This is a genomic window from Luteimonas salinilitoris (assembly GCF_041300785.1).
GTDB lineage: Bacteria > Pseudomonadota > Gammaproteobacteria > Xanthomonadales > Xanthomonadaceae > Luteimonas > Luteimonas salinilitoris.
Window position 1 is genome coordinate 180,378 of the sequence record NZ_JBFWIB010000003.1, and the last position, 21,497, is coordinate 201,874.

Below are 21,497 nucleotides of genomic sequence, written 5' to 3' on the forward strand. Positions count from 1 at the left end.
CGGGCTCCGGCGCCCACGTAGCCGAGCAAGCTCGGCTCTACGGGCCCCGCTCACACGCGGCCCTCTCGTACCTAGGATCGAAGCGACCATCGGCAAGCACTCACAATGCATCGAGCAGCTGCGCGAATGCCTGCGCCGACGCCTCGACATGGCCGGAGAGACGATGCGAATCGTCCACCAGCAGCAGCCGCGCGCGCCGCGCCTGTGCCCAGGCCACGACTTCCGCCGCCGGGATCAGTTCGTCGTCCCAGCCGTGCACCAGCGACATCGGCACCTGGGCTGCCTGCAGCGGCGGCGCACCGCCCATGCGCACCGGCGGCGCCATCAGGAACAGGCCCGCCACCGGCACCTGCAGCGACACCTGTCCCGACAGCCAGGCACCGAGGCTGGATCCGGCCAGCACCAGCGGTCCGCGCGCGGCCGCGCCGCGCGCCTTCGCCAGCAGCCGCTGCAGCCGCGACGGTACGTCGCCGAGATCGCTGATCTCGCGCCGGGCATCGAGATCGGTGTAGTCCGGGCGCTCGTGGCTCCAGCCCAGGCGTTCGGCCACGTCCGCCAGCGCGGTGACCTTGGTCGCGTCCGGGCCGCTCTCGAAACCGTGCGACAGAATGCAATGCCCGCGCGTGCTCACGGCTCGATCCATTCCACGGCGTCGCCGACCCGCAGCACGCCGCCAGCGACGATGCGCGCGCACAGCCCGCCCATGCCGCGCATGGCGTTGTAGCCGCCGGGGCCGAGCGCGTCTTCCATGCGCGAACACGGATCGCAGGGATCGGTGCCCTCGAACACCACCTCGCCGATGCGGAAGCGGCACCCCTTCAGCGCGATCAGTGCGATGCCGGACACCACCAGGTTGCGGCGCAGGGTGGGCGGCTGCACGACGGGCAGACCGGCCAGCGCGGCGATCGCGGGCAGGTGCTCGGCCTGGATCAGGGTGGCGCCGCGCTTGCCGCTGCCGCCGCGATAACGGTCGCCCTCGAGCCCGCCGTCGGCGCTCGCCTGGACGGATCCGACTTCCTGCATCGGCACCTCGCGCGCGGGGCGCAGGCCGATCCATTCGAGCCTGCCGCTACGTGGAAACCGTGTCATCAACCGATGCAGTTCGGAGCCCGGAGGCGGCAGCTTGATCATCCGCGAATGCTAGCATCCGCGGCATGTCGCCCGGCCCGGCCTCCATCCCGCAGATCGCGTCGCAGCCGCTGCCCTACGTGGACCGGCTGGGAACGCGGCCGCTGTCGGACATCGACCTGGCGGTGATCCACTGCACCGAGCTGCCGGACATGGCACTGGCACGCGAGTACGGCGAGCGCGTGCTGTATCCCGCCGCCGGCACCGGCGCCAGCGGCCACTGGTACGTCGACCGCGACGGCGCGATCGTCGAGTTCGTTCCGGCCGGGCGCATCGCCCATCACGTGCGCGGCTGGAACCCGCGCTCGGTCGGCATCGAACTGGTCAATCGCGGGCGCTTCCCGCACTGGTACGACTCGCGCCACCAGGCGATGGACGAAGCCTATCCGGACGTGCAGATCGACGCGCTGGTGCTGCTGCTGCGGCACCTGGCGAGCGCGCTGCCGGCGCTGCGCTCGGTCGCCGGACACGAGGACCTGGATACCGCACGCGTCGCGGCCAGCGACGACCCGGCGCGGACGGTGGCGCGCAAGTGCGATCCCGGGCCGCGGTTCCCCTGGACGAGGGTGCTCGATGCGGTACCGCTGCAGCGGCTGGTGCCATAAACCGTCTGCATCCCGGCACCGCCTATAATCCCCGGTCCGCCGCCGCTCCGTATCCGCATGCAATCGCCCGTCTCCGAACTGATCGAACTGCTGTCGCTGGAGCGGCTCGAGGACAACCTGTTCCGCGGCCAGAGCCGCGACATCGGCACCAAGTACGTGTTCGGCGGCCAGGTGCTCGGGCAGGCGCTGTCGGCGGCGCAGGCAACGATGACGCACTCGCGCGACGCGCACTCGCTGCACGCCTACTTCCTGCGCGCCGGCGATATCGAGCATCCGATCGTCTACGAGGTCGACCGCACCCGCGACGGCGGCACCTTCTCGGTCCGCCGGGTGACCGCGATCCAGCACGGCAAGGTGATCTTCTTCTGCGCCGCGTCGTTCCAGCAGCACGAAGCCGGCGCCGAGCATCAGTTCGCGATGCCGGAGGTCCCGGCGCCCGAGGACATCGCACCGGGGCCGTCGGTCCCGGCGTCGGTGCTGGCGACGCTGCCGACCAAGGTGCAGCGCTGGCTCGACCGCACCGGCCCGTTCGAGTTCCGCCACGTCTATCCCCGCGACGAGCTCGACCCACCCAAGCGCCCGCCCTACCAGCAGGTCTGGTTCCGCCTGTCGGAAGCCGTCGGCGACGCGCCGGAACTGCATCGCGCGCTGCTCGCCTACGCCTCCGACTTCCAGCTGCTCGGCACCGCCACCTTTCCGCATGGCATCAGCTACTACCAGCCCGGCGTGCAGATGGCCTCGCTCGACCACGGCCTCTGGTTCCACCGGCCGTTCCGCGCCGACGACTGGCTGCTGTATTCGATCGACAGTCCCAGCGCACAGGATTCACGTGGACTGGCACGCGGTCTGATCTACGATCGGGCCGGGCGCCTGGTCGCCAGCACCGCGCAGGAGGGGCTGATCCGGGTGGTGGCGGACGCCGATGCCGCGGCGCAGGTTCCCGTGAAAGAATGACGGCATGAGACAGATCTTCAGCAGTCAACGCCTCGAGAACGTCGAGAAGGTCGCGCAGCTGCTGCGCGACAAGGGCATCGAGGTGCGCATCACCAACGGCCGCTCCTACAAGAGCGGGCGCCGCCGCACGTTCAGCTACCGCGAGGGCGCCAACAACGGCCCGCAGCCGGCGGTCTGGGTGACCCATTCGGAAGACCAGCCGCGGGCGCGCGCGATCATGCGCGAGACCGGGCTTGCCGGCCCCACCACGCGTCCGGTCAGCGACAGCTATCTCTCCACCGCCTACACGCCCGGCAAGATGGGTTCGGGCCGCGCCGCGCCCGAGCCGACGCAGCGGAAGATCGTCCGCTACCGGCGCATGCTGCTGGTCGGGATCGCGATCCTGGTCGCGCTGGTGCTGGTGCGCTCGTTCTGATCCGCGCCAGGCAGCCTTCTCCGTTGCGGCGAGACAAGCCCCGTCGCCACGGGCGGTGCCAATCAATAGCCAAGCCCTTCACGATGGACCAACATCGCACCCGTGGGCTCCAGGTGTGGGCGATTCACTGACACCGCTCGTGGCGACGGCCCATTCTTCACTGCGACGGAAAGGGCTGCCTGGCGCGGCGCGCTCCTACGGATGCCACATCGTTGCGCCAGGAAAGGCCGATTTCGCGCATGCGCTAGTCTGATGTCCCGGCCAGGCCAAGCCAAGCCGGATACAGTCACATTCGGCGCCCGGATCCGTCCAGGATGCAGGCCCGAACCGGTTTACGCCATGTCCGCCGATACGCTCGAACAGCCGATCGAACAATTGATCCATCACGAACTGGCAGCCGCCGCCTCCGGCGATCGCCACGCTTACGGCCGCATCGTCGCCATCAGCCAGAACACCGTGACCGCGGTGGCGCTGGCGATCACCCGTGACGTCCCTGCCAGCGAGGACATCTCCCAGGAGGCCTTTCTCAAGGCCTGGCAACAGCTGGGCCGGCTCCACAATCCCGCCAGCTTCCTGCCATGGCTGCGGCAGATCACGCGCAACCTGGCACACGACCACCTGCGCGCCAACCGGCACCGGCCGCTGGACGGCGAGGTCGCCGAACTTGCGATCGCCCGGGCCGCAGACCCGGCGGGCACCCCGGTACGGCAACTGATCGACCGCGAACGCGAAGCGGTGGCGGCCGAACTGATCTCCGAACTGCCCGAGGACAGCCGCGAAGTGCTGCTGCTGTACTACCGCGAGGGCCGGAACTCGCGCCAGGTGGCGTCCCTGCTGGGGCTGTCCGATGCCGCGGTACGCAAGCGGCTCTCGCGCGCCCGCAGCTGCCTGCGCACCGAGCTGCTGGCGCGCTTCGGCGAGTTCGCACGCGGCAGCGCCCCGGGCACCGCGTTCGCGCTCACCGTGGTCACCGCGCTGGGCAGCTTCAGCAAGCCGGCGGCGGCGGCGGGCCTGACCACGGCCGGCTCGACGCTGGCCGGCGGCGTGCTCGGCAAGCTGCTCTTCGGGTCCGCCGGCGTGGTCGGCGGCGGCGTGCTGGCCAGCCTGGTCACCGCCTGGCTGTGCCGCAAGCTGCTCGAGCGCTATGCCGACGATGCCGAGGAACGGCGGCGCATCCTGCGCTGCTACAACACCTACCTGGCGATGTCGACGGCCGTGTGCCTGGGCGTGCTCGCCGCGGTTTGGCTGTTCGAGAGCCCGGTCCCGTCGCTGGCGATCGCGGTCGCCGGCTTCCTGGTGCTGAACTATCAGCTGATGGTGCCGCTGCCGCGGATCATGAATCCGTTGCTCCGGCGCGATGCCGAGCGCACCCCGTCGGGTGCCGCGCGCCGCGCACTGGTCTACCGCCTCACCTTCGGCCCGAGCGGCCTGCTGATCGCCAACATCGGCCTGATCGGGATGTTCGTGATCGTTTACCTGTCGAACAGTTGATCCCCATCGCGATCGCGTAAAAAAAGCCCGCGTGCGACGAACACGCGGGCGGAGACTACCGACTTACCCCTTGCTGCAACGCTCCCTGTTCAATGCGCCCGCTGCGGCCCGAGCTCTTCCCGGCTCAGGAAACCGTCGCGGCTTTCGTCCATCCAGGCGAAACTCCTTGCCAGTCGCGGCATCTTTTCCTCGATCTCGACCCGGCTCAGCTTGCCGTCGCCGTTGAGATCGGCGGCGGCGAAGCGCTGGTCGGCACGTTCGGCCATCTCGGCCCGGCGCTGCGGAAGCTGGCGCGCGTGCCAGGCGCGCAGTTCGCCGCGCGCGACCTGGCCGTCGCGGTCGGTATCGATGGCATCGAAGTGCTGCGCCAGATCGAAACGGGCGCCGCGGCCATCCTTGCGCGCGGCCGTGGCCTGCTCGAGCTCGACCCGGTTGATGCGACCGTCGCCGTCGGCGTCCAGCCGGGCGATGCGGTCCAGGCCCATATGGCCATGACCGCGGCCACCATGCATGCGCTTGCCGCCGTGCCGCGGCCTTTCGGCCGCATCGATGCGGCCGTCGCCGTTCTTGTCGAGGCGGTCGAACATCTCCGCCAGCCGCGGATGCGCGGCCGCTTCGTTGCGGTCGATCGCACCGTCGCCGTTGCTGTCGAGCTGCATGCGCGCCGGACGGGCCTCGCCCGCGGCCGGCTGCGCCACCGCCGCGGCAGTGGCGAACGTGCCCAGGGCCAACAGGGTCGCGGCAAACAGGCGGTTGGATTTCATGGGTGTCTCTCCGATGTGCAGCGGCGGCAATGCGCCGCCTGTGCACGGATCAACGCGGCCCCCGGGCGCGCGGTTGACAGCGCGACGGCCGTGTTCAGGCAACGGACAGTCGCGGCGCCTGCGATCGGCCGCAGTATGCTGGGCGGGTGAGCCGTTCCCTCGCCCGTACCGTATCGATCCTCGGCCATCCGCTGCTGATGCTGCCGTTGGCGCTGCTGCTGCCGGCAGTGGCGGGCGGCCTGCCGGGAACGGGCGGCATCGCGATCGCCTTCGCGCTCGCCGCCGCCCTGGTGATGGGCTGGTCCTGGCGCCGGGTCCGTCAGGGCCGCTGGGCGCATGTCGATGCCAGTGCCGGCGACGAACGCCGCTCGCTGCACCGGTTCCTGCTGCCGGTGCTGGCGGCGGCGATGCTGCTGGCGTTGTGGGCGCCGGCCGGCGTCTCGCTGTACCTGGGCCTGTCGGCGCTGATCGTCGCCGTGGCGATGCTGCTCGCGCGCTGGTGCACGCTGTCGCTGCACGCCGCCTTCGCCGTGTTCGCGGCGCTGATGCTGCTGCGCTGGACGTGGTGGGCCGGCGCGGCGGCGCTGGCATTCGCGGCCCTGGTGATCTGGTCGCGGCTGGCGCTGGCGCGGCATCGTCCGCGCGACCTCGGGGCCGGTGTCGCCACCGGAACGGGCGCCGCGCTGCTGTCGTGGCCGCTGGCGCCGCACTGGCCGTCGCCATGAGCCTGGGCGAGCCCGATTCGCTGCGCCTGTTCCACACCGGCCTGCATCCTTGCGGCTACTGGCCGGACCGTACCGCGCGCGACCTGGTCCTGGATCCGCGCGACCCGCGCCTGGCGCAGTTCTATCCGCAGGCGCTGCAGTGGGGTTTCCGCCGCTCCGGCGACATCGTCTACCGGCCGCATTGCCAGGGCTGCCGCGCCTGCGTGGCGGTGCGGATCCCGGTGGCGGCGTTCCGTCCCGACCGCAGCCAGCGCCGCTGCCTCGCGCGCAACGCCGACGTCGAGGCGCGCGTGGTGCCGGCCGAACGCGACGATGAGCGGCTCGCGTTGTACCGCTGCTATCTGCGCGCGCGCCATCCGCAGGGCGGCATGGACGGGCACGGCGCCGCCGAGTTCGACCAGTTCCTGCTCGGCAGCTGGACCCAGGGCCGCTTTCTCGAGCTGCGCGTGCGGCAGCGGCTGCTCGCGGTGGCGGCGACCGACCTGACCGGCGATGCGCTGTCGGCCGTGTACACGTTCTACGATCCCGACGAGGCCGCGCGCAGCCTCGGCACGCTGGCGATCCTGCGCCAGATCGAATGGGCCCGGCGCGAGGACCGCAGCCACCTCTACCTGGGTTACTGGATCGCCGGCCACGGCAAGATGGACTACAAGCGCCGGTTCCGCCCGCTGGAGGCTTTCGACGGTCGCCACTGGCAACCGCTTGATGAAGGATGACTCGGGAATCGGGAATCGGGAATCGGGAATCGGGAATCGGGAATCGGGAATCGGGAAAAGCGTAGCGCCCTTGCTCGCCATCCCGGCGCAAGCCGCGCCGGACGGATCTTTCCGTTGCGGTGAGACAAGCCCCGTCGCCACGGGTAGCGTCAATGACTAGCCGGGATCAACGCATTGATGCTGCACGAAACAAGATGGATCCCGGCTTGTGCCGGATGACGATGCGAGAGCGGTGATATCACCCTATACAATCCCGCCATGATTCCATCAGCCCGTTTCTTCGCCCTGGCCCTGTTTTCCGTAGCGCTGCTCGCCTGCACCGCCTGCGTACGCGTCAACGTCCACGGCGATCCGGGACACCGCTCGATGCCCGTCCAAACCCCGCTGCGTATCGCCACCTACAACGCATCGCTGTACGCCGGCGAGACCGATGGCCTGCGCGCGCGGCTGGAAGCCGGCGATGCCGGCGCCCGCAAGGTCACCGCGGTGCTGCAGCGGGTGCGTCCGGACATCGTGCTGCTGAACGAGTTCGACTACGACGCCGGGGGCCGCACCGCCGACCTGTTCCAGCGCGACTACCTGGAACGCGCGCAGGCCGGAGGCGGCGAGGCATTGCACTATCGCTACCGCTACTTCGCGCCGGTCAACACCGGCGTGCCTAGCGGATTGGACCTGGACGGCAACGGCACGACCGGCGGTGACGGGCGCGAGCGCGGCAACGATGCCTGGGGCTACGGCCTGCATCCGGGCCAGTACGGCATGCTGCTGCTGTCGAAGTACCCGATCGATACCGCGGCCGCACGCACGTTCCGGCAGTTGCGCTGGAGCGCGATGCCGGACGCGCGCCGGCCGCGCGATCCGGACGGCGGGCAGTGGTGGCACCCGGACGCGGTGTGGTCGCAGCTGCGGCTGTCGTCGAAGTCGCACTGGGACGTACCGGTGCGCACCCCGGCCGGCGTGCTGCACGTGCTCGCCTCGCACCCCACGCCGCCGGTGTTCGACGGCCAGGAGGATCGCAACGGCGCCCGCAACGCCGACGAGATCCGGCTGTGGACCGAATACCTCTCCGCCGGCGACAAGCCCTGGTTGTGCGATGACAGCGGCCGCTGCGGCGGGCTGGAGGCGGATGCGCGCTTCGTGATCCTGGGCGATCTCAACAACGACCCGGTGGACGGCGACGGCCGCCATGAGGCGATCGTCGAACTGCTGGAGCATCCGCGCGTGCTGCGCTATCCCACGCCAGCCAGCGAAGGCGCGGCGATCGCCGCGGCGACAAGCGCGGATGCGGCAACCGGAGACACGGGCCCGGCACGCCGCGGCGCGCCAGCACACGCGACCGGCGATTTCGGGCCGCGGGTCGGTCCGCTGCGGCTGGATTACGTATTGCCGTCAACGGGCTTCGAGTTCGTGGACAGCGGCGTGTTCTGGCCGCCGCCGGGCGATCCGGCCGCCGCCATCGTCGACGGCAGCGACCACCGCCTGGTCTGGGTCGACCTGCGCCACCCGTAGGAGCGCGCCGCGCCAGGCAGTCCCTTCCGCGGCGACGAAGCAAGCCCCGTCGCCACGGGTGGTGCCAGTGAATAGCCCGCACCTCAAGCGAAAAGATGAGATGTTGGTCGATCGTGATGGGCTTGGCTATTGATTGGTACCGCCCGTGGCGACGGGGCTTGTCTCGCCGCAACGGAGAAGACTGCCTGGCGCGGCGCGCTCCTACGAAACCGGGGCGGTGCGCGGACCGAAGCCGAAGTCGCCGTCGCCCTGGGTCGAGACGATCATCCGCACCATGCTGCCGGGCACCATCAGTTCCACCGTGACGTCGCCACCCTGCTCGGTGCGGCCGCGCAGCGTCATCTCGATCAGCGCGCCGCCGGTGTCGATCTCGTCGCAGGCCACGTGCGCGCCCATCGGGCTTTCGCGCAGGTAGGGCTTGATCGCCTCGCCCAGCGCCTCCAGCGCCTGCGGGTAGAGAAAAACGGCGTAGCCGTTGTGTGCGTTCATCGCTTCGATTCTCCAGAAATCCTCGATCGTCGGATCCGCGCTCACGCGCGGGAGCGGCACAACCGCGCTTCACCCGCGAAAGGCGTGCGGGTGAAGCGGATGCACCATGATTATTCCAGCGCGATCGCGACCGCCTCGGCCGCCTCGCGGGCGCCGCGCCGCGCGCTGTCGATGTCGCGTCCGCGCGCCAGGGTCACGCCGACCCGGCGCTGGCCTTCCACGCGCGGCTTGCCGAACAGGCGCAGCGCCGAATCCGGCGCCCGCAGCGCCGCCTCGACGTTGGAGAACACCGGCACCCCGGCGCCTTCCGCCAGCAGCGCGCAGGACGCAGACGGGCCCACCTGCCGGATCAGCGGAATCGGCAGGCCTAGGATCGCCCGCGCATGCAGCGCGAACTCGCTCAGTTCTTGCGACACCAGCGTCACCAGGCCGGTATCGTGCGGCCGCGGCGAGACCTCGGAAAACCAGACGTCGTCGCCCTTGACGAACAGCTCCACGCCGAACACGCCCCAGCCGCCGAGATCGTCGGTGATGCGCCGCGCGACATCCTGCGCGCACGCCAGCGCGGTCGCCGACATCGGCTGCGGCTGCCAGCTCTCGCGATAGTCGCCGTCGCGTTGCAGGTGCCCGATCGGCGCGCAGAAATCGGTGCCGCCGGCATGGCGCACGGTGAGCAGGGTGATCTCGTACTCGAAATCGACGTAACCTTCCACGATCACCCGTCCGGCGCCGGCACGGCCGCCGGTGCGGGCGTATTCCCACGCGCGCTCGACGTCGGCCTCGCCCCGCACCAGCGACTGCCCCTTGCCCGACGACGACATCACCGGCTTGACCACGCACGGCAGGCCGATCTCCGCCACCGCGGCCCGGTACTCCTCGGGCGTATCGACGAAGCGGTAGGGCGAGGTCGGAAGCTCCAGCGTTTCCGCGGCCAGTCGGCGGATGCCCTCGCGGTCCATGGTCAGCCATGCCGCGCGCGCCGTCGGAATGACGCGGGTGTCGTCGCCGACCTCGGCGAAGCTCTTCTCCAGTTCCACCAGGGTCGCGGTGTGGATCGCCTCGATCTCGGGCACGATCAGCTGCGGCTTTTCCTCGGCGATCAGCGCACGCAGCGCCTCGGCATCGAGCATGTCGAGCACGTGGCTGCGGTGCGCGACCTGCATCGCCGGCGCATCGGCGTAGCGGTCGGCGGCGATCACCTCGGCGCCCAGCCGCTGCAACTCGATCGCCACTTCCTTGCCCAGCTCGCCCGAGCCCAGCAGCAGTACGCGGGTGGCGTGCGGGGACAGCGGCGTGCCGAGACTGACCATCGTGGATTCCTGCGTGGGCGGTCGGACATTGTATGCGGGCGCCACCGCCGGCCGATGACGACAGGGCCGGGAGGAATTGACAAATTGATATCAATTCGATATCAATACCCCACTCGCCCAAGGGGGGCGGAGGAGACTTCGTCATGAAAGAGAACCCGATCCGCTCGCTGCCCGGCATCCCGATGCTGCTGGCGCTGCTGGCCGTGCTGCTGGCATGCGCCTACGCCTTTTTCACCGTGGTCGTCACCGGCGACGGCGGCGTGCTGCGGCTCGTCGGCGCCGTCATCGTCAGCGCGATCGCGGTGGTCGCCCTGGTCGGCCTGTACATGGTCGAGCCCAACCAGTCGGCAGTACTGAGCCTGTTCGGCAAGTACATCGGCACCGTGCGCGACAACGGCCTGCGCTGGAACAACCCGTTCTTCACCAAGCGCAAGGTGTCGCTGCGGGTGCGCAACTTCGAGAGCGGCAGGCTCAAGGTCAACGAGCTCGACGGCAGCCCGATCGAGATCGCCGCGGTGATCGTGTGGCGGGTGGTGGACTCGGCCGAGGCGGTGTTCAACGTCGACGACTACGAGAGTTTCGTGCACATCCAGTCCGAGGCGGCGCTGCGGGCGATGGCCACCACCTACCCGTACGACCAGCACGAGGACGGCCAGATCTCGCTGCGCAGCCACGCCGCCGAGATCTCCGACCGGCTCAAGGAGCATCTCGACGAACGCCTGACCTCGGCCGGCGTCGACGTGCTGGAGGCGCGCATCAGCCACCTCGCCTACGCGCCCGAGATCGCCCACGCCATGCTGCAGCGGCAGCAGGCCAATGCCGTGGTCGCGGCGCGCGCGCGGATCGTCGCCGGCGCCTGCGGCATGGTCGAGATGGCCCTGGCCGAGCTGCAGAAGAGCGGCGTGGTGCAGCTGGACGAGGAGCGCAAGGCGGCGATGGTGAGCAACCTGCTGGTGGTGCTGTGCGGCGACCGCAGTGCGCAGCCGGTGGTCAACGCCGGATCGCTGTATTGAGCCGGCGATGCCCGAAGGCCTGCTCCTGCCGATGATCGTCGCCGCCAGCAGTCTGCCGGCGTTCCTGGCCGCGCACGCGTTCGCGCGCGACCGGCGCCGGCTGGCGACGCTGATGCGGCTGGTCGGTTTCGCGATCCTGGCCGGCGCGGCCGGCCTGGCCTGGGCCGGCGGCGACCGCACGCGGATGCTCGCGGTCGCGGTGATGCTGGCGCTGGCGGTCAACGGCCTCGGGCTGGTGGTGCTGGTCGACGCGCTGCGCAGGCGCCGGGACGGGCCGCGATGAGCGAGAAGAAGAGCTATCCGCTGCGCATCAACGCCGAGATTCTGGCCGCAGTGCAACGCTGGTCGGACGACGAATTGCGCAGCCTCAACGCACAGATCGAGTACGTGTTGCGCGACGCCCTGCGCAAGGCCGGCCGGCTGCCGGACAAGGGCGCCAAGCCATCGAACAAGGAGAAGACGTCATGAGCCACCGCTGGACCTACCAGATGGTCGAGGTCAAGCCTTCGATCCTGAGCCAAGGTGAAACCCGAGAAGATCCAGGCCGAACTCAACCGCCTCGGCGCGCAGGGCTGGGAACTGGTCAATTTCGCCTTCTCCGGCCCGATGGGACCGGCAATGCTGGTGCTGAAGAAACCGCAATGACCGGGCGAAGACCGGTCACTGCGACCCGCCGCCGGACAAGGTCGGCGACGCGCTGATCGACGACATTGCCGCCCGGATCGCAGGATCCGATCCGCACATCGAAGCGAGGACACCACCATGTTGCATGTCGTGAAACTGATCGAACGTCGCTTTCCCGGACGCGGCCGCGCCGTCACGATCGCATTGCTGCTGGCATCCCTACTGGCGCTGCTGGTCGGAACGCTGCTGTTGTCCACGCCGGGTGGCACCTGAAGGCAGCGGCTTCACCTGGGCAAACGTAATGGGGCCGCCGCGCCCTGTGGATCCGGAAGGGCGCGTGTTCTACCCACCAGCCCGGCTGACACATTCCGTCGCGACGAAGCCTGTCCCGAGTTTGCCGAAGGGTCGCTCCACAACAGCCGGATTTGCTTTGGTTTCCGTTCGATGTGGGAGTGGCGGCGGCATGCCGCCGCCGGGAAGTCGCGACGGCGAACCTTCGGACAAGCCGATGCCATTGCAAACGGCAGACCACCCGGCGCGGGGCTGCTCGGGCGTTGGTCCGGCCTGCAGTGATGGCCGCGCCAGCCATGGGCCAGCTGCAGCGTCCGCAGGATTTGGCGCCCCGCGCCGCACGCGGCTAAGCTGAGACGCATGCGCAGGCATCCACGCATCCTGATCAACACACCGGATATCGAGCTGTGGCCGGCCGCCCTGCTGCGCGCGCGCGGCAATCGCGACGCCCGGATCCTCGCCCGCGCGCGCTACGTGCTGCGGCGCAAGCGCGATGGCCGCTATCTGGCCGCCGACCTGCCGGAGGGGCTGATGCCTCTGCTGCCGCGCTGGATGCGCGAGGCCGGCATCGACGACGCGCTGGATGCGCTCGACGCCGTGCCCGTGCACGCCCGGTCCGGCCTCGAACACGTCGGCGCGCTGCCGCTGCACCGCCTGCACGAGCGCCTGGACGCGCTCGGCATCGACGCAGGCACCTACGCCGAACGCACCGGCCTGCCGCTGGTGGCCGAACCCGACTGGCTCGCGCTGGCCGGGTTCGACCGCTTCCGGCGCCCGCTGTGGCTGCACGTGGATGCCGCACGCGCCTGGGCCCGTTTGCGCACTGCCGCACACCGAGATGGCGTGGTGCTGGAAGCGATCTCCGGCTACCGCAGCCACGACTACCAGCTCGGCATCTTCGAAAGAAAGCGGGCCCGCGGCCTGGCGCTGGACGAGATCCTGCCGATCAACGCCGCGCCCGGCTACAGCGAACACCATTCCGGCCTGGCGCTCGACATCGGCGCGCCTGGCGAACCGCCCGCGGAGGAATCGTTCGAGACCACCGAGGCGTTCGCCTGGCTGACCGGCAACGCCGGCGACTACGGTTTCGCCATGAGCTACCCGCGCGACAACCCGCACGGCATCGTCTACGAGCCGTGGCATTGGCGCCATGACGTGCACCCACCAGCCGGTACCCCGTAGAGCGGAGCTTGCTCCGCTGCTCCCGGCTCCGGAGCCTGCGCAGCCGAGCAAGCTCGGCTCTACGTGAGGCGCCGGAGCCCGCGCCGTGGAGCAGGATTCACTCCTGCGAGCGCTTGGTCGGCGCCTTGGCACCGGTGGCGAAATCGGCGATGCGCCACAGGTACAGGCTGGCGTAGGTGCGATACGGGCCCCAGCGTTCGCCGCGCGCGAGCAGTTCCTTCGGCGTCGGCATGACCTCCGATTGGTCGACGATCTGCGCGCCCTTGCGGATGCCGAGGTCGTCGACCGGCAGCACGTCGGGCCGGCCGAGGCGGAACATCAGCATCATCTCCACGGTCCAGCGGCCGATGCCGCGGATCGGCGTGAGCGCGGCGACGATCTCGTCGTGGTGCAGGGTCGACATCTGCCGCAGGGTCGGGATCTCGCCCCGCGCCTCGCGCGCGGACAGATCGCGCAGGGCCAGGGCCTTGTTGCCGGACACGCCGCAGGCGCGCAACGCGGCATCGTCGATCCGGTCCAGCGTATCGGCGTGCAGCCGACGGCTGCCGATCGCCGCCTCCACGCGGCCGACGATGGTGGCGGCGGCCTTGCCGCTGAGCTGCTGGTAGAGGATCGCCCGCGCCAGCGCATCGACCGGATCGAACGTCCGTCGCCAGCGCGGCTCGGGTTCCAGGACGCCGATCCGCTTCATCCAGCCGCCGAGCCGGCGATCGCTGCGGTCCAGGCGCGCGCGCGCCTGCTCGGTATCGAATCCACGGCGATGACGCGGCATGTTCCGACCCTCTTCCCTCAGCGCCGCAGGAAATCGACCGCCAGCAGCAGCCAGCCGACGATCAGCAGCATGCCGCCGAGCGGCGCTGCCGCCGTCGTCCAGCCGAACAGCACGTTGCCGGCCAGGCTGCCGCAGAACAGCAGCATGCCGAGCAGCAGCGCGAACAAGGCCACCTGGCCGAATCGGCGGACGGCCGTCGTCGCCAGCAGCGCCAGCGCGACGCCGTGCCCGAACGCATGGATGGCGGCGGTCTGCAGCCGCAGCTGCGCCTCGCCGTCGACGCCATGGGCGGCGTAGGCCGACAGCGCGACGGCGGCGGCCGCGGACAGCGCGCCCGCGGCGGCAAGCGGCGAACGGCGGACGGTTGGATTCACGTCGCGCGGCCCGCAAACGCGACACGCCGCACCCGGAGGATGCGGCGTGTCGTGACGCAGGCGGTGACTGCCGGCAAGCGGCAGCCTACTGCTTGAGGTTCCAGAAGACCTCGTACTCGCCGTCCGCGGTGAACGAGTCGTCGACGCCGCGGATGTAGCTCTCGTAGGGCCGGCCGATCGCCTCGAAGCCCTGGGTCATGGCCCAGGCGCGCAGCGCGTTGCGGACGTTCTCCAGTTCAGCCATGTAGCCGGTGTAGCGGGCCTTGGCGACCAGGGTCGGCTCGGTGCGCACGTACTCCACCGGGCCCAGGGTCTCGACTTCGAGCTCGTCGCCCTGCGCGGCCACCACGGGTACCGGGGTGTTGTCGAGCTTGCGCTCCGCGGGGGCATCGCCTTCCTCGCCTTCCTCGCCCTCTTCTTCGTCGGCGGCCTGGTCTTCTTCCTGCTCGTCCTCGTCCTCGCCGTCGTCGGCATCATCGCCGTTGCCCTGGCGCCGCACCGGCTGCACCACGTCGAAGGTGTAGGTATCGCGGCCCAGCTCGCTGGAGACGATGCGCATCGGGCCGGCCGCCTCGAGGTCGTTGGCCGCCATGGTGCGGTTGATCCACTCCATGTTGCTCTCCATGGACTCCTGGATGACCTGGTTGTTACGCTCGACCGCGCCGGCCTTGACCACCAGCAGGTCCTCGGCGGGACGCTCCTCGACGGTCATGTTGCGCAGGGTGGTGCCTTCGACGGCGTAGTCGACGTTCGGCACCGAGGCCAGCATGCTGGACAGCCGGCGCAGGCCGAGCTGCATGTCGTCGCCGATGTTGCGGCTGACGTACAGGCCGGCATAGCGGCCGATCAGGTCCCAGCCATAGGCGACGTGGAAGCTCTGGGTGATCTCGATGTTGCGGCCGGCGCGACCGGTCGGACGGAGCACGAAGCTGGTCCGCTTGTCGCGGCCGCGGCGGTGGTCCTGGAGCTCGAAATCGATGCGATCGCGCGGCTCGGAGGTGACGATCTCCCAGCTGCCGCTGCCGACGTTCTGGTTGTCCGAGCTGTAGTCCAGGCGCGCGCCGACGCCCGAATCAGGGCCGGAGATCTTCAACTGCATGCGCGGATCGCGCAGCACCAACGGGTTCCAGTCGTCGAAGCGACGAAAACTGTTGAGGGTGTCGAAAACGATGGTCTGGCGGCGGTTGGTTTCCACCTTCTCGACCAGGTTGCGCTCGGAGGGAAGCAGGACGCCCACCACCACGAACAGCACGGCCACAATCAGCAGCGAAATCAAAATCTCAAGCAAACGGGTCATTCAGGGTTCTCCAGGACCGGATCCGGCCGTGCCGGGGCGCAGATCGGCAATCCTACCAACTTGTGTGGCCATCGGCGAGCAAGCCGAAAACGTTATCACGACGTCGGGAACGATCGCGGGCCGATCGCCCGAACACATCGGCGGCCGGGACGCCTTGGCGGTGCATGGCCGCCCCGGCCGCCATGGCCACCGACGACTGTCGGAGCGGTCCGGCCCGAATGCCTCGGGCACGACCTGGGACGATCACGCCCGCCCGGGGCCGGGCCTGGCGAGGTTGCCACTCCGGGCCGGGCATCGTCCGTGTCAGACCAGCTTGAGTTCGAAGGCCTTGAGCACGGCCCGGGTGCGGTCGCGCACACCGAGCTTGCTGAGAATGTTGGACACGTGGTTCTTGATCGTGCCCTCGGCCACGCCCAGCGAATTGGCGATCTCCTTGTTGGAGAAGCCGCCCGCCATCAGCCGCAGGATCTCGGTCTCGCGATCGGTCAGCGGGTCCGGGCGGTCCAGGCTGACGAAGTCGTTGCGCATGTGCTCCAGCCCCGACAGCAGGCGCTGGGTCATCGCCGGCTGCACCAGCGATCCGCCGCCCGCCACGGTGCGGATCGCGCCGACCAGCTGCTCCAGCGACACGTCCTTGAGCAGGTAGCCCTTGGCCCCGGCCTTCAGCCCGGCCAGCACCAGCTGGTCGTCGTCGAAGGTGGTCAGGATGATGGTCGGCGGCAGCTGCCCGTTGCGCGAGAGATGCTGCAGCGCTTCCAGGCCCGACATCGCCGGCATGCGCATGTCCATCAGCACCACGTCGGGCGCCACCTGGGGAATCGTCTCCACCGCCTGCCGGCCGTCGCTGGCCTCGGCCACCACCTCGATGCCGCCGTCCAGCGCCAGCAGCGAGCGGATCCCCTGCCGCACCAGGGTTTGGTCGTCCACCAGACATACGCGGATCATCGTCTTCTCCTGTTGCTCGCCGTCGCCTCGCGGCGCGTTCATTGGCCCGCCGCCGCCGCGACCACGCCGGCCTCGGCCGGCTCGCGCAGGGGCAGGCGGATGCGCAGGGCGAATCCCTCGCCCGGCGCGGTCTCGATCTCCACGGTACCGCCATAGGCCGCCAGCCGCTCGCGCATGCCGCGCAGGCCGTTGCCGATCGCCGCGATCTCGGCGCCGCGGCCGTCGTCGCGCGCGTCCAGCCACACCATGCCCTGCCGCAGACTGTAGCCGAGTCGCAGCCGGCCGGCCTGGGCGTGGCGGACCGTGTTGGTGATGATCTCCTGGGTGCAGCGCAGCAGCACGTGCGCCCGCTCGGCGTCGTCGACCAGGAACGGTTCGGGCAGTTCCATGTCCACGTGCAGCCGCGGCACGTTTTCGGCCAGTGGCCGCAGCGTGGCCACCATGTCGATGGCGTCGTCGTCGCGCAGCTGGCTGACCGCCTCGCGCACGTCGCTGAGCAGCAGCTTGGCGATGGTATGCGCCTGGCTCACGTGCTCCTGCGCGGAGCCCTCGGTCAGATGGTTGGCGACTTCCAGGTTCAGGCTCAGCGCGGTCAGGTGGTGGCCGAGCAGGTCGTGCAGCTCGCGCGAGATCCGGGTGCGCTCGTTGACGCGCACGCTCTCGGCCAGCAGCGCGCGGGTGGCGCGCAGTTCGGAATTGAGCCGGCGCTGCTCGTCGCGGGCCTGCGCCTGCTGCCGCGCCACGAAGCCGGTGACGAAGGCGAAGCCGGTGAAGCCGACGTACAGGCTCGCCTGCACCACCGCCTCGCCCCAGGAGAAGTCGAAGCCGCGCACGTACACCGGCACGATCACGAACTCGCACAGCACCAGCAGCGCCACGCCGATCCACAGCGGCAGCAGCCACGGCAGCACGCAGGCCACCACCATCAGCAGGATGCTGCCCAGTCCGCTCTGGCTGTAATAGCTGATCGCGATCGAACTGCTGGCCAGCAACAGCACCAGGCCGTGGTCGACCGGCGTCACCCGGCGCTCGCCGAGCGCCCGGGTCAGCCAGGCGTAGCAGAAACCGAACAGCGCCCACGCGACCCAGGCGCGCCAGCGGCTCACCATCAGCACCGATTCCTCGCCCATCACTGCCTGTTCGACCTCGGGCATCGTCAACAGCAGCAACGGCAGGCCGGTCACGCCCCACGTGAACATGCCGGCGTAGCGCAGCAGGCGGTTGTGGTTCAGGTGCGCGATCATCTCTCGAGGGGCCTGTCGATCCAGCGGTGGGCGGCACGGGCCGCTCCACTGCTGCCCGGCAGGTGGCGACGCGCCGCTGCGATGTTAGGCGCAAACGGGCCGCCGCACGCCCACCAGAAGTCATGCGCGCCGAGTCGCCGACGACTGCCCGGCGTGCGATAATCCCCTGCCCGGCCGGAATGCGCCGCATTCCGTCGGGCCGGCCGCACGAAGCCGCGGCCGTTTTCGTGTGCCAAGCAGCGAGGAAGTCAGGTAATGTCGATCGTCATCCGCGACGTGCGCGAGCACGAGCTGGATTCCATCCTCGCCCTCAACAACGCCGCCGGCCCCAGCATCCTGCCGCTCGACGCCTCCCGCCTGAAGCGGTTCTTCGATGCCGCCGAGTATTTCCGCGTCGCCGAGCGCGACGGCAACCTGACCGGCTTCCTGATCGGCTTCGGCTCGAATTTCGGCCACGACAGCAGCAATTTCCGCTGGTTCCGCGAGCACCACGAGGCGTTTTTCTACATCGACCGCATCGTCGTCGCCAGCCGCCGGCGCGGCGGCGGCGTCGGCCGCGCGTTCTATGCCGACGTGCAGAGCTACGCCGAGGTGCGCTATCCGCTGCTGGCCTGCGAGGTGTTCATCGAGCACGACAACGACCCGGCGCGGCTGTTCCACGGCAGCTTCGGCTTCCACGAGGTCGGCCAGCACGTGATGCCGGAGACCGGCGTGCGCGCCTCGATGCTGACCAAGGAGCTGTGCAGCTACACCTGGGTCCGCGACCACTACGGCGACGACCTGCCCGACATGCCCTGGCTGCGGCGCGCGCGGCAGGCGGCGGCGCCCGCCCAACGCTCGACGGGAACCTGAGCGTGGCGGCGGCGAACCTCGATTTCGAGCCAGCGGGCGAACTCAAGTTCGGCCAGGTCGGCATCGCCAACCTGCGCGTGCGCACGCTGGACCCGGAGCGGCTGGCGGCGGAAATGCGCGACCGGGTCGCGCGCGCGCCCAAGCTGTTCGGCCGCGCCGCGGTGGTGATCGATTTCGGCGGCCTGCCCGCCACCCCGGATCCCGCCAGCGCGCGCGCCCTGCTCGAGGCCCTGCGCGGCGCCGGCGTGCTGCCGGTGGCGCTGGCCTGGGGCAGCAGCGACAACGAGAAGCTGGCCGAGGAGATCGGCCTGCCGCTGCTGGCCAAGTTCCGCGCCCAGTACGAGCGCGAGGGCGCCGGCCCCGAGCCGGCGGCCGCGCAGGCGTCCGCCCCGGCGGGCTCCTCCGCCAAGGCGGCCGCACCCGCCGCCACGGGCACGGCCGCGGCGCAGCCCGGACTGGTGCAGAACGGCGCGGTCCGCTCCGGCCAGCAGGTCTATGCCGACAACCGCGACCTCACCGTGCTCGGCGCCGTCGGCGCCGGCGCCGAGGTCCTCGCCGACGGCTCGATCCACATCTACGGCCCGCTGCGCGGCCGCGCCCTGGCCGGCGCCCAGGGCAACGAAAAGGCGCGGATCTTCTGCCGCGCGTTCCAGGCCGAGCTGGTGGCCGTGGCCGGACACTACAAAGTGCTGGAAGATATCCCCAAGGACTTGCACGGCAAGGCCGTCCAGGTCTGGCTGGAAAACGAAGAACTCAAGATCGCCGAGTTGGCGTGACGTGATTGGCGATTCGTGATTGGTGATTCGCTCAGAAACATCACCCGTCGCAGATCGCCAGCCCCGACCACGAATTACAAATCACGAATCACGGAGAACGACATTGGCCGAAATCATCGTAGTCACGTCCGGCAAGGGCGGCGTCGGCAAGACCACCACCAGCGCCAGCCTTGCCAGCGGCCTGGCCCGGCGCGGCAACAAGGTCGCCGTGATCGATTTCGACGTCGGCCTGCGCAACCTCGACCTGATCATGGGCTGCGAGCGCCGGGTGGTCTACGACTTCGTCAACGTCGTCACCGGCGAAGCGTCGCTGAAACAGGCGCTGATCCGCGACAAGCGCTTCGAGAGCCTGCACGTGCTGGCCGCCTCGCAGACCCGCGACAAGGACGCGCTGACCAAGGAAGGCGTGGAAAAGGTGCTCAACGACCTGTCCGCGGACGAGTTCGACTACATCGTCTGCGACTCGCCGGCGGGCATCGAGAAGGGCGCATACCTGGCGATGTACTTCGCCGACCAGGCGGTGGTGGTGGTGAACCCGGAAGTGTCCTCGGTGCGCGATTCCGACCGCATCCTCGGGCTGCTGGCGTCGAAGACGCGCCGCGCCGAGGCCGGCGAGCGGGTCAAGGAATCGCTGCTGCTCACGCGCTACAGCCCGTCGCGGGTCCACACCGGCGAGATGCTGTCGATCGGCGACGTCGAGGAAGTGCTGGGGCTGAAGACGATCGGCGTGATCCCAGAATCCACCGACGTGCTCAATGCCTCCAACAAGGGCGAGCCGGTCATCCTGGACATGGAATCGAACGCCGGACAGGCCTACGACGACGCAGTCGCGCGCCTGTTGGGCGAGGAGCGGCCGATGCGCTTCACCCTGCCGGAGAGGAAAGGGTTCTTCAGCAAGATGTTCGGGGGTTGAGGCATGGGCCTGTTCGATTTCCTGAAGACCAAGAAGAACACCGCCTCGATCGCCAAGGAACGCCTGCGCATCATCGTCGCCCAGGAGCGCAGCAGCCGCGGCGCGCCGGATTACCTGCCGATGCTGCAGCGCGAGCTGCTGGAAGTGATCCGCAAGTACGTCAGCGTCGATGCCGAGGCCGTCAAGGTCGACGTGGTCAAGGACGGCGCACACGACGTGCTCGACATCTCGGTCTCGCTGCCCGACGGGCGGCCCTCGGCCGTTTGAACGCATGATCCCGCGGCACCCGGGATCTCCCGCGGAGGCATCGATCCCGCCAATGGATGCCGCGCCCGACGCTGCGCCCGACAGCGCTCTTGTGGGAGTGGCGGCGGCAAGCCGCCACCGGGAAGTCGCGACAGCGGGCTCCGGAGCAGACTCGGGTCGCGACTTCCGTCGCTCCCACAACACCGCCCCTGACGACGCCACCACTGCCGCCTCACCTGACGCGGTGCTGCGCCTGCGCGACATCGGCTTCGAGACCGCCGGCGCGCTGCTGGCGCGGCACGGCCTGGCCCTGCGCCGCGTGGCCGACGGCGCGCCGATTCCCGGCAGCTACTGGGGCGAACCGGAGGCCGGCGTCATCGGCGGCACCGTGCATGCCCGTGCCGACACCCCGGTGCACTCGCTGCTGCACGAGGCCTGCCACCTGATCGTGCTGCCGGCCGACCGCCGCGCGCTCGTGCACACCGATGCCAGCGACTCGGACGCCGAGGAGGACGCCACCTGCTACCTGCAGATCCTGCTCGCCGACGCATTGCCCGGCGTCGGCCGCGACCGGCTGATGGCGGACATGGACGCCTGGGGCTACAGCTTCCGGCTCGGCAGCACCCGCGCCTGGTTCGAGCAAGACGCCGACGACGCGCGGCGCTGGTTGTCCGGGCGCGGCCTGGCCGAGCCGTCGGATACGGCGGCGACGCCCCTGACGGTGGCGGCATGCACATGACCGGCGCAGACCGGTCGCGGGACGCGCTGGCCGTCGTGCACGGCCCCTGCCGGACCTGCGGGGGACGGGGCCCTTCCGCACTTGCGGCCTCCCCGGCACCGCTCTAGCCTGCCGTTTCGTTCA

At 69.9% G+C, this 21,497-nt stretch carries 28 protein-coding genes; 18 read left to right on the plus strand and 10 right to left on the minus strand.

Translation table 11 applies throughout. The features are described 5' to 3' along the window. Positions 1-100: 100 nt before the first annotated feature. Together AB5T46_RS07535 and AB5T46_RS07540 are read right to left on the minus strand one after the other, a co-directional pair. On the minus strand, positions 101-631 hold the full coding sequence (locus tag AB5T46_RS07535) for a hypothetical protein (protein WP_370563272.1): 531 nt from the start codon (positions 629-631) through the stop codon (positions 101-103). Then, a complete protein-coding gene (locus tag AB5T46_RS07540; protein ID WP_370563273.1) occupies positions 628-1,131 on the minus strand; it encodes an MOSC domain-containing protein in 504 nt (167 codons plus the stop codon). Before AB5T46_RS07540 ends, AB5T46_RS07535 begins: the two co-directional genes overlap by 4 nt. Positions 1,132-1,154: 23 nt before the next feature. On the opposite strand from AB5T46_RS07540, the gene AB5T46_RS07545 reads away from it, so the two are divergent. From AB5T46_RS07545 to AB5T46_RS07560, 4 genes are all read left to right on the plus strand, one after another. Next, a complete protein-coding gene (locus AB5T46_RS07545; RefSeq protein ID WP_370563274.1) occupies positions 1,155-1,733 on the plus strand; it encodes an N-acetylmuramoyl-L-alanine amidase in 579 nt (192 codons plus the stop codon). Positions 1,734-1,790: 57 nt separating this feature from the next. Next, positions 1,791-2,687, plus strand: a complete 897-nt coding sequence (gene tesB / locus AB5T46_RS07550; RefSeq protein ID WP_370563275.1) for an acyl-CoA thioesterase II — start codon at positions 1,791-1,793, stop codon at positions 2,685-2,687. Between the two features lie 4 nt (positions 2,688-2,691). Beyond that, positions 2,692-3,102, plus strand: a complete 411-nt coding sequence (locus tag AB5T46_RS07555; RefSeq protein ID WP_370563276.1) for a putative signal transducing protein — start codon at positions 2,692-2,694, stop codon at positions 3,100-3,102. A gap of 339 nt (positions 3,103-3,441) precedes the next feature. Then, positions 3,442-4,593, plus strand: a complete 1,152-nt coding sequence (locus tag AB5T46_RS07560) for an RNA polymerase sigma factor (protein WP_370563277.1) — start codon at positions 3,442-3,444, stop codon at positions 4,591-4,593. 89 nt (positions 4,594-4,682) lie between these two features. Here AB5T46_RS07560 and AB5T46_RS07565 read toward each other — a convergent pair whose 3' ends face one another. Then, entirely contained in the window at positions 4,683-5,357 is a 675-nt protein-coding gene (locus AB5T46_RS07565; protein WP_370563278.1) for an EF-hand domain-containing protein, read from the minus strand. Between the two features lie 146 nt (positions 5,358-5,503). Between AB5T46_RS07565 and AB5T46_RS07570 the strand changes: the two genes are divergently transcribed. From AB5T46_RS07570 to AB5T46_RS07580, 3 genes are all read left to right on the plus strand, one after another. Further along, positions 5,504-6,082 (plus strand): hypothetical protein, encoded by a 579-nt coding sequence (locus tag AB5T46_RS07570; protein ID WP_370563279.1) that lies wholly within the window; start codon positions 5,504-5,506, stop codon positions 6,080-6,082. Next, complete coding sequence (locus AB5T46_RS07575; RefSeq protein WP_370563421.1) at positions 6,079-6,798, plus strand: arginyltransferase; 720 nt, start codon at positions 6,079-6,081, stop codon at positions 6,796-6,798. Before AB5T46_RS07570 ends, AB5T46_RS07575 begins: the two co-directional genes overlap by 4 nt. A gap of 258 nt (positions 6,799-7,056) precedes the next feature. Then, positions 7,057-8,307, plus strand: a complete 1,251-nt coding sequence (locus AB5T46_RS07580; RefSeq protein WP_370563280.1) for an endonuclease/exonuclease/phosphatase family protein — start codon at positions 7,057-7,059, stop codon at positions 8,305-8,307. A 201-nt stretch (positions 8,308-8,508) separates the two neighbouring features. Here the strand turns inward: AB5T46_RS07580 and AB5T46_RS07585 are convergent, their stop codons facing one another. Together AB5T46_RS07585 and purT are read right to left on the minus strand one after the other, a co-directional pair. Then, entirely contained in the window at positions 8,509-8,796 is a 288-nt protein-coding gene (locus AB5T46_RS07585) for a hypothetical protein (protein ID WP_370563281.1), read from the minus strand. A 110-nt stretch (positions 8,797-8,906) separates the two neighbouring features. Beyond that, positions 8,907-10,106, minus strand: coding sequence for a formate-dependent phosphoribosylglycinamide formyltransferase (gene purT / locus AB5T46_RS07590; RefSeq protein ID WP_370563282.1), 1,200 nt, complete (start codon positions 10,104-10,106; stop codon positions 8,907-8,909). A gap of 143 nt (positions 10,107-10,249) precedes the next feature. On the opposite strand from purT, the gene AB5T46_RS07595 reads away from it, so the two are divergent. The 6 genes from AB5T46_RS07595 (at position 10,250) to AB5T46_RS07620 (ending at position 13,216) form a co-directional block, all read left to right on the plus strand. After that, positions 10,250-11,119 (plus strand): SPFH domain-containing protein, encoded by an 870-nt coding sequence (locus tag AB5T46_RS07595; protein ID WP_370563283.1) that lies wholly within the window; start codon positions 10,250-10,252, stop codon positions 11,117-11,119. Between the two features lie 7 nt (positions 11,120-11,126). Then, positions 11,127-11,402 (plus strand): hypothetical protein, encoded by a 276-nt coding sequence (locus AB5T46_RS07600; protein WP_370563284.1) that lies wholly within the window; start codon positions 11,127-11,129, stop codon positions 11,400-11,402. Continuing rightward, entirely contained in the window at positions 11,399-11,587 is a 189-nt protein-coding gene (locus AB5T46_RS07605; protein WP_370563285.1) for a type II toxin-antitoxin system antitoxin, read from the plus strand. The genes AB5T46_RS07600 and AB5T46_RS07605 overlap by 4 nt, the downstream gene beginning before the upstream one ends. A 54-nt stretch (positions 11,588-11,641) precedes the next feature. Further along, positions 11,642-11,764, plus strand: a complete 123-nt coding sequence (locus AB5T46_RS07610; protein ID WP_370563286.1) for a DUF4177 domain-containing protein — start codon at positions 11,642-11,644, stop codon at positions 11,762-11,764. 117 nt (positions 11,765-11,881) lie between these two features. Beyond that, positions 11,882-12,016, plus strand: coding sequence for a hypothetical protein (locus AB5T46_RS07615; protein ID WP_370563287.1), 135 nt, complete (start codon positions 11,882-11,884; stop codon positions 12,014-12,016). Positions 12,017-12,394: 378 nt separating this feature from the next. Then, positions 12,395-13,216, plus strand: coding sequence for a M15 family metallopeptidase (locus AB5T46_RS07620; protein ID WP_370563288.1), 822 nt, complete (start codon positions 12,395-12,397; stop codon positions 13,214-13,216). 97 nt (positions 13,217-13,313) lie between these two features. On the opposite strand, the gene AB5T46_RS07625 is transcribed toward AB5T46_RS07620, so the two are convergent. The 5 genes from AB5T46_RS07625 to AB5T46_RS07645 form a co-directional block, all read right to left on the minus strand. Then, on the minus strand, positions 13,314-13,988 hold the full coding sequence (locus AB5T46_RS07625) for a DNA-3-methyladenine glycosylase family protein (protein ID WP_370563289.1): 675 nt from the start codon (positions 13,986-13,988) through the stop codon (positions 13,314-13,316). Between the two features lie 17 nt (positions 13,989-14,005). Continuing rightward, positions 14,006-14,362 carry a DUF423 domain-containing protein gene (locus AB5T46_RS07630; protein ID WP_370563290.1) on the minus strand — a complete coding sequence of 119 codons (357 nt, stop codon included), beginning with the start codon at positions 14,360-14,362 and terminating at the stop codon, positions 14,006-14,008. Between the two features lie 85 nt (positions 14,363-14,447). Continuing rightward, complete coding sequence (locus AB5T46_RS07635) at positions 14,448-15,659, minus strand: polyketide cyclase (protein WP_370563291.1); 1,212 nt, start codon at positions 15,657-15,659, stop codon at positions 14,448-14,450. Positions 15,660-15,962: 303 nt separating this feature from the next. After that, positions 15,963-16,604, minus strand: a complete 642-nt coding sequence (locus AB5T46_RS07640) for a response regulator (protein WP_370563422.1) — start codon at positions 16,602-16,604, stop codon at positions 15,963-15,965. Between the two features lie 38 nt (positions 16,605-16,642). Then, positions 16,643-17,848, minus strand: a complete 1,206-nt coding sequence (locus AB5T46_RS07645; RefSeq protein ID WP_370563292.1) for a sensor histidine kinase — start codon at positions 17,846-17,848, stop codon at positions 16,643-16,645. A 255-nt stretch (positions 17,849-18,103) separates the two neighbouring features. Between AB5T46_RS07645 and AB5T46_RS07650 the strand changes: the two genes are divergently transcribed. From AB5T46_RS07650 to AB5T46_RS07670, 5 genes are all read left to right on the plus strand, one after another. Further along, entirely contained in the window at positions 18,104-18,700 is a 597-nt protein-coding gene (locus AB5T46_RS07650) for a GNAT family N-acetyltransferase (RefSeq protein ID WP_370563293.1), read from the plus strand. A 2-nt stretch (positions 18,701-18,702) separates the two neighbouring features. Continuing rightward, positions 18,703-19,476: a septum site-determining protein MinC gene (gene minC / locus AB5T46_RS07655; protein WP_370563294.1), complete on the plus strand. Its 774-nt coding sequence runs from the start codon at positions 18,703-18,705 to the stop codon at positions 19,474-19,476. Between the two features lie 103 nt (positions 19,477-19,579). Further along, positions 19,580-20,389 (plus strand): septum site-determining protein MinD, encoded by an 810-nt coding sequence (gene minD, locus AB5T46_RS07660; RefSeq protein WP_370563295.1) that lies wholly within the window; start codon positions 19,580-19,582, stop codon positions 20,387-20,389. Between the two features lie 3 nt (positions 20,390-20,392). Further along, entirely contained in the window at positions 20,393-20,656 is a 264-nt protein-coding gene (gene minE / locus AB5T46_RS07665) for a cell division topological specificity factor MinE (RefSeq protein ID WP_370563296.1), read from the plus strand. A gap of 223 nt (positions 20,657-20,879) precedes the next feature. After that, a complete protein-coding gene (locus tag AB5T46_RS07670; protein WP_370563423.1) occupies positions 20,880-21,374 on the plus strand; it encodes a hypothetical protein in 495 nt (164 codons plus the stop codon). Positions 21,375-21,497: the final 123 nt, after the last annotated feature.